Raw genomic sequence first — 4,894 nt, 5'->3', positions numbered from 1 at the left:
TTGCCAGCGGATTTTTCTCACCAACTCCCCCGCCCAGATCAAAAAATTCATTTTATATATGGGTTAACGTGACCCCAGAATCATCTTCCAGCGAGATATCCCATGAACATGAGCAACACTGAGCGTTTGATCCTGAGCAACCAGTACGAAATTCTGGCGAAACTCAATCCGGAGAAAGCGGACGCCTACCAGCGCGCCAGCACCATCATCGAGCGCGGCTACTGCCTGCAAATCCTTGAGCTGGAGAAGAGCTTCGGCCATCTGGATCTGGCTACCTGCCAGGAGGTCATCGACACCCTGGAGCTGCACCACGCACTGGCCATCTCATGGGGCAATCTGGATGCCGCCGATCAGGGCGAGATCAATGCCAGTCGGCTGGAGTTCAACGGCTACAGCCGCAGCCAGGAGCGTGAACTGGCTGACTACGTCTGCTTCCTGCTGGAGGTGGACAAGCGCTTCCCCGAGCTCAAGTGCCCGTGCGACGAGCTCTCCAGCGACATCGCCATGCGCGACAAATACCAGCGGATGCTGACTGTATGGCGTCAGTGCCCTCGTCAGTACAAGCTCTCCATCCAGGAGATCCGCAAGGTACTGGCAGCGTGATCCGCACACCGACCGCAACAAAAAAGGCGCCACTGGCGCCTTTTTGCATCTGAAACGGGTTATTCGTAGAGAAAGGATTTATCGAGCTGCTGGAAGGCGGCCTTGAGGGTATCGGCCAGCTCTTCATAGCGCGGCTGAGAAACCAGCTGGCGGCGGCCACCCTGCTCGTTCATCTTGCCGTTGATCTCCCGATACCAGCTCGCCAGCGACGGGGGCAATCGGGTATCGGCACGCTGGCCGAGCCAGTAGTAGCCCTGCAGCGGCAAACTGAGCAGAAACAGCACGGATGTGATGACGGAGGGCCAGTAGTGCAGCTCGCCAAACTGGAACTGCAGCATCACGCTCAACACCGCCAGCGCGGGGATCACCTTGAGGGCGAACTCGGTCGCCTTGATCACCCGATTTTCAGGAAACATCGAATTGAGCTCGGGACGGCGCGGCCAAAGCGTCATATAATGGCGGCCTTGCTGTAACTTAGTTCCAAAAATGTTCATGCTCATACTACCTCCGAGCGCTTTTTGAACGTACTAACGGCAAAACCTCGACAAAATTTGATGCAAAGTAACAAAGGTTGAGGATGACTTTGTTATTTTTCAACAATCGGGTTATCCTTTGTACGCCCATTTTTGCGTCAAAAGCGTCTTGCTATTGACCTGTCAGGGACGTCTGGATTTCGGGTCTTGTATCACTATACAAGGGGCAAGCAACAGATTGCCAACCCTCATAAGGATAAGTTGAAAGTTTTTGGTCGCACCGCGTCCAACGCATCCGCCTACACAACCCAATCTGCGATAGGATTTATTCATGAGTAAGCTGGTTCTTGTTCTTAACTGTGGCAGCTCTTCCCTGAAGTTTGCCGTCATTGACGCAACCACCGGTGATGACCTGCTGTCCGGCCTGGCCGAGTGCTTCAACCTCGACGATGCCCGCATCAAGTGGAAACTGAATGGCGAGAAAGGCAGTGCCGATCTGGGCGCGGGTGCCGCTCACCAGGAAGCGCTGGACTTCATCGTCAACAAGATCCTGCCGCTCAATCCGGAACTGTCCAAGAACCTGATCGCCATCGGTCACCGTGTTGTTCACGGTGGCGAGCGCTTCACCTCTTCCGTTGTCATCTGCGAAGACGTGATCGCCGGCATCGAAGCTGCTGTTCCGTACGCACCGCTGCACAACCCGGCTCACCTGATCGGTATCCGTGAAGCTCGCCGCGTATTCCCGGCGCTGGCTGACAAGAACGTGGCCGTATTCGATACCGCGTTCCACCAGACCATGCCGGAAGAAGCCTTCCTATACGCCCTGCCGTACAAGCTCTACAAAGAGAACGGCATCCGTCGCTACGGCGCTCACGGCACCAGCCACTACTACATCAGCCTGGAAGCTGCCAAGCAGCTGAACAAGCCGGTTGAAGAGCTGAACATCATCAACTGCCACCTGGGCAACGGCGGTTCCGTCTGCGCCATCAAGAACGGCAAGTCTGTTGATACCTCCATGGGTCTGACCCCGCTGGAAGGTCTGGTGATGGGTACCCGCTCCGGCGATCTGGACCCGGCCATCATCTTCTTCCTGCACGACAAGCTGGGCATGAGCGTGGCCGATATCAACACCATGCTGACCAAAGAGTCCGGCCTGCAGGGTCTGACCGAAGTGACCTCCGACTGCCGTTTCGTTGAAGACAACTACGACAGCAAAGAAGAAGCCAAGCGTGCTATGGACGTTTACTGCTATCGCCTGGCCAAGTACATCGGCGCCTACGCTGCCGCCATGGACGGTCGTCTGGACGCCGTTGTTTTCACCGGTGGTATCGGTGAAAACTCCGCCCCGATCCGTGAAATCACCCTGAACAAGCTGGGTCTGCTGGGCTTTGACGTTGATCACGACGCCAACCTGAAGGCTCGTTTCGGCAAGGGTGGCGAGATCACCAAGGCTGGTTCTACCAAGGCCCTGGTTATCCCGACCAACGAAGAGTGGGTTATCGCCCACGACGCGCTGGAACTGGTCGGCGCTTAATTGACGCAGTAACTCGAGGCCGCCCACAGGGCGGCCTTTTCCTGATCCCAAAAAATGAACAAGGGGTATAAAGTGGCACGCACTATTATGCTTATCCCGGTCGGCACTGGTGTCGGCGTAACTTCCGTGAGTCTGGGCGTTGTTCGCGCCATGGAGCGTCACGGTGTCAATGTCAGCTTCTTCAAACCGGTTGCCCAGCCGCGTCCGGGTGAAACCGGTGCCGAGCGCTCAACCGCCGTTATCCGCGCTGCTGCCAACATCAATCCGCCCGAGCCCTTCACCCTCTCCTACGCCGAGAACATGATCAGCTCCAGCAACACCGACATCCTGCTGGAAGAGATCGTTGCCCGCTTCGAAGAGCACGTGAAATCCAGTGGTGCCGAAGTGCTGGTTGTCGAAGGTATGGTGCCGACCGACAAGCAGCCCTTTGCCAACAAGCTGAACTACGACGTCGCCAAGGCGCTGGATGCTGACATGGTATTCGTGACCCACCCGGGCCATGACTCCAGCCAGAAGCTGAAAGAGCGCATCGAACTGGCCTGCTCCAACTTCGGTGGTGTCAACAACCCCCGTATCGTTGGCTGCGTGATCAACAAGGTTGGCGCGCCGGTTGACGAGCATGGCGTAACCCGCCCTGACCTGACCGAGATGTTCGAAGCCCATCACCACGCTTCCGACGCGGCTCACAACCTGGAAGTGCTGCAAGTGTTCGGCAAGAGCCCGCTGCGCATCCTGGGTTGCATCCCCTGGAACACCCAGCTGATCGCCCCGCGCGCCAAGGATCTCGCCAAGCATCTGGCCGCCAAGATCCTGCACAAGGGTGAGCTGGACAGCCGTCGCCTGCAGACCGTGACCTTCTGCGCCCGCTCCATCCACAACATGGTCGAGCACTTCCGTCCGGGCAGCCTGCTGGTCACCTCTGGCGACCGCTCTGACGTCATCGTCTCCGCCTGCCTCTCCGCCATGAACGGCGTCAAGCTGGGCGCCCTGCTGCTGACCGGTAACTATCATCCGGAGCCGCAGGTAATGGCGCTGTGCCAACAGGCCATGGCCACTGGCCTGCCGATCATGATGACCGGTACCAACACCTGGCAGACCGCCGTCAGCCTGCAGAACTTCAACGTCGATATTCCGGAAGATGACCGCGAGCGTATCGAGCTGGTACAGGACTACGTCGCTGGCCACATCGACAAACACTGGATCGAGTCACTGACTGTCAGTTCTACCCGTTCCCGTCGTCTGAGCCCGCCGGCGTTCCGTTATCAGCTGACCGAGCTGGCCCGTCAGGCCAACAAGCGTGTCGTGCTGCCGGAAGGCGACGAGCCGCGCACCATCAAGGCTGCCGCCATCTGTGCCGAGCGTGGCATTGCCCGTCCGGTACTGCTGGGTAACCCGGAAGAGATCCGTCGCGTTGCCGAACAGCAGGGTGTGGTACTGACCGATCGCGTCGAGATCATCGATCCGGCCGTTGTGCGCGAGCGCTATGTGCCGCGTCTGGTCGAGCTGCGCAAGAACAAGGGCATGACCGAAGTGGTTGCCCGCGAGCAGCTGGAAGACAACGTGGTACTGGGTACCATGATGCTGGAGCGCAATGAAGTTGACGGCCTGGTATCCGGCGCGGTGCACACCACTGCCAACACCATCCGTCCGCCGATGCAGATCATCAAGACCGCTCCGGGCTCTTCCCTGATCTCCTCCATCTTCTTCATGCTGCTGCCTGACCAGGTTCTGGTCTACGGTGACTGCGCGATCAACCCGGATCCGACTGCCGAGCAGCTGGCCGAGATCGCTATCCAGTCCGCCGATTCTGCTGCCGCGTTCGGCATCGAGCCGCGCGTCGCCATGATCTCCTACTCTACCGGTACCTCTGGCGCCGGTGCCGATGTAGAGAAAGTGCGTGAAGCGACCGAGCTGGCCAAGGCCAAGCGCCCCGACCTCATCATCGACGGCCCGCTGCAGTACGACGCGGCCATCATGGAGAACGTGGCCAAGTCCAAGGCACCGAACTCACCGGTTGCCGGTAAAGCCACCGTGTTCGTGTTCCCTGACCTGAACACAGGTAACACCACTTACAAAGCGGTGCAGCGTTCCGCTGACCTGGTCTCCATCGGCCCCATGCTGCAAGGCATGCGCAAGCCGGTCAACGACCTCTCCCGTGGCGCCCTGGTTGACGACATCGTCTACACCATCGCCCTGACCGGTATCCAGGCTGCCCAGGCTGACGAACAAGCCTAATTAGTGCCTGTCTGAAAAAACCGATCACAAAGGCTGCTCACCCCAGGTG

4 protein-coding genes are annotated in these 4,894 nt (G+C 58.6%); 3 read left to right on the top strand and 1 reads right to left on the bottom strand.

The features are described 5' to 3' along the window. Positions 1-102 precede the first annotated feature (102 nt). Positions 103-603, top strand: a complete 501-nt coding sequence (locus AB5Y85_RS07860) for a YfbU family protein (protein ID WP_107682606.1) — start codon at positions 103-105, stop codon at positions 601-603. A gap of 59 nt (positions 604-662) precedes the next feature. Here the strand turns inward: AB5Y85_RS07860 and yfbV are convergent, their stop codons facing one another. Continuing rightward, positions 663-1,103: a terminus macrodomain insulation protein YfbV gene (gene yfbV, locus AB5Y85_RS07855; RefSeq protein ID WP_005339116.1), complete on the bottom strand. Its 441-nt coding sequence runs from the start codon at positions 1,101-1,103 to the stop codon at positions 663-665. A 304-nt stretch (positions 1,104-1,407) separates the two neighbouring features. Between yfbV and AB5Y85_RS07850 the strand changes: the two genes are divergently transcribed. Together AB5Y85_RS07850 and pta are read left to right on the top strand one after the other, a co-directional pair. After that, positions 1,408-2,610 carry an acetate kinase gene (locus tag AB5Y85_RS07850; protein WP_005349210.1) on the top strand — a complete coding sequence of 401 codons (1,203 nt, stop codon included), beginning with the start codon at positions 1,408-1,410 and terminating at the stop codon, positions 2,608-2,610. 54 nt (positions 2,611-2,664) lie between these two features. Further along, positions 2,665-4,845 (top strand): phosphate acetyltransferase, encoded by a 2,181-nt coding sequence (pta, locus tag AB5Y85_RS07845; protein ID WP_005339119.1) that lies wholly within the window; start codon positions 2,665-2,667, stop codon positions 4,843-4,845. Positions 4,846-4,894 lie beyond the last annotated feature (49 nt).

This window comes from Aeromonas sp. R3-1, from assembly GCF_040908345.1.
GTDB lineage: Bacteria > Pseudomonadota > Gammaproteobacteria > Enterobacterales > Aeromonadaceae > Aeromonas > Aeromonas veronii.
This window is presented reverse-complemented; position numbering and strand designations above follow the sequence as displayed.